Source organism: Pseudostreptobacillus sp. (assembly GCF_977040545.1).
This window is the reverse complement of the sequence record NZ_CDRRBS010000134.1, coordinates 1-2132: the sequence shown is the minus strand read 5'-3', so window position 1 is coordinate 2132 and position 2132 is coordinate 1. Positions and strand designations below refer to the sequence as shown.

At 28.1% G+C, this 2132-nt stretch carries 3 protein-coding genes; all 3 read right to left on the bottom strand.

The genetic code is table 11. The annotated features are described in order from the left end of the window. The coding region (locus ACWYO2_RS05870) for a DEAD/DEAH box helicase (protein ID WP_455515546.1) at positions 1 to 832 on the bottom strand (832 nt) is incomplete at its 3' end. After that, positions 833 to 1720 (bottom strand): ribosome biogenesis GTPase YlqF, encoded by an 888-nt coding sequence (gene ylqF / locus ACWYO2_RS05865; protein WP_455515547.1) that lies wholly within the window; start codon positions 1718 to 1720, stop codon positions 833 to 835. Continuing rightward, positions 1701 to 2132, bottom strand: a 432-nt coding sequence (locus ACWYO2_RS05860) for an SAM-dependent methyltransferase (RefSeq protein ID WP_455515545.1), incomplete at its 5' end; no start/stop codon positions are given. The genes ACWYO2_RS05860 and ylqF, both read right to left, overlap by 20 nt.

Sequence of the window (2132 nt, the reverse complement as noted above, 5' to 3'; positions counted from 1 at the left end):
GTAAACCTTGTGTAATATCACCATGTATAGCTTCAGCATCATAATTACGTGCTTTTAATTTATTAGTTACTTCATCAACTTCTGATTTAGTTCTACAAAATACTATACCATAAAAATCTGGCTTATAGTCTAAAACTCTACAAAGTGCTTCAAACTTATCTTCACGTCTTACCTCAAAATATATTTGTTCAGTAAGATTTGTCGTCAATTCTTTTTTCTTTACTTTTAAAACCTTATGTTCTGGCATAAATCTTTTTGCTATTTCAGATATTGGTTTTGGTATAGTTGCAGAGAAAAATAACATTTTCTTATCTTCGTTAGTTGATTCAAGTATAAGTTCTATATCTTCTATAAATCCCATATTAAGCATTTCATCTGCTTCATCTAATACAAAATATTCAAGTTCATCCAACTTTAATACACCTTTATTTATCATATCTATAACACGACCTGGTGTACCTACAACAATATCTACTCCCTTTTTAAGATTCTTAATTTGATTTTCTATAGAAGCTCCACCATAAACTGCTAAAACTCTAATATCTTTTTTACCTTTAAGAGAATATATTTCATCACTAACTTGATTTGCAAGTTCTCTTGTAGGCGCAAGTATTAACGCTTTAACTTTCTTGTTTGGCTTTATAGTTTCAAGTATAGGTATAGAAAAGGCAGCCGTCTTTCCTGTTCCTGTTTGAGCTTGACCTATTAAATGTGTTCTCTCCTTTAATAGTTCAGGTATAACTAAGGCTTGTATTTCACTTGGTGATACAAATCCTTTTTCTTCTAATGCATTCAGCATTTCATTACTTAAATTGTAATCCTTAAAATTCATTTAATCCTTCTTTCCAAAATCTTGAGGCAATTCAAGTAAAAATCTACCCAATTTGCCCATTCTATATTCTTTTAAAATTCTTCTCGCTATAACGGTAAAATCAAATTCATCATTTTTTGATATACCTAATCTTTTTTCTAATATTTTTAATATTTCTATATTATCTTTCATTGATATTTCTTCAATATTCAAATCATATACTTTTACTAAATTTGAAAGTAAATCTCTATTTCTCATAATATCTAGTAACTTCATTACAACCTTTTCAAGTGGCAATACATCATCTTTTATAGAGCCTGTTATTGCTAAATTATATGCTACAACTTCATCTTCAAATTTTGGCCAAAGTATACCAGGAGTATCCAATAATTCAAATTTTTCATCTACACTTATCCATTGTTTACCTCTAGTAAAACCAGGCTTGTTTCCTACTTTTGCCTTATTTTTATTTGAAAATTTATTTATAAACTTAGACTTACCAACATTAGGAATCCCTGCAATCAAAGCTCTTACAACCGTTTTTCTAAGACCTTTTTTCTTAATTTTTTCCAACTTCTCATTGTATATCTTATTTACAATATTTCTTAATTCAGAAAAATTCTTATTTTTCTCAACACTAAGTGGAATAAAATAATCAGCTATATCATTACTTAAAAAGTAATCTTCCCATTCCTTAAGTTTTCCTTCATCAACCAAATCTATTTTATTTAATACTAATACACGTACTTTATTTTTAGATAATTTTTCTATATCTGGATTCTTACTAGAAAGGGGTATTCTGGCATCTAATATTTCAATAACAATATCAACTATTTTTAAATTTTCTATCATCATATCCTTTGTCTTTTTCATGTGACCTGGATACCAATTAATCATTGTACTCATCATCATCCTTACTAGCAATAAAAAGCACTATTTCACCTTTAATATTTCTATTTTCAAGTAATTTAATTACATCATTTACCCGACCTCTAATAATTTCTTCATAAATTTTAGTTAATTCTCTAGTTATTACAACATATCTATTACCTAAATAATTTTCAATATCTTTTAAAGTTTTAACTATTCTATTAGGTGATTCTAATATTATTATTGCTCTTTCTTCTTCTTTTAGTTTTAAAAACAAGGTTTGACGACCTTTTTTCTTAGGAAGAAAACCTTCATAAGCAAGTCGTCTTGTATCTATTCCTGCAATAGATGCACCCGTTGTAATAGATGATGGTCCCGGAATAGAGGTAACCTTAATTCCATTTTTCAAAGCACTATCTACAAGTTCATAACCTGGATCTGATATACAAGG